Annotated in this window: 1 pseudogene; it reads left to right on the top strand. The window is 33.5% G+C overall.

From position 1 onward, the window contains the following. A pseudogene (locus KJQ99_RS10290) lies at positions 1 to 239 on the top strand (hypothetical protein); the annotation flags it as partial.

Genomic DNA, 239 nt, shown 5'->3' with positions numbered 1-239 from the left:
AACCTGAAGAAGATAAAACTGAAGATGTTGTAACTCCAGAAGTTAAACCTGAAGATAAACCTGAAAACACTGAAGACAATAAACAACCTGAAGAAGATAAAACTGAAGATGATGTAACTCCAGAAGTTAAACCTGAAGATAAACCTGAAAACACTGAAGACAATAAACAACCTGAAGAAGATAAAACTGAAGATGTTGTAACTCCAGAAGTTAAACCTGAAGATAAACCTGAAAACACT

It is taken from the genome of Campylobacter sp. 2018MI13, from assembly GCF_018501135.1.
Classification (GTDB): Bacteria; Campylobacterota; Campylobacteria; order Campylobacterales; family Campylobacteraceae; genus Campylobacter_E.
The sequence above is the reverse complement of the archived record's forward strand: the minus strand, read 5'-3'. Positions and strand labels throughout refer to the sequence as shown.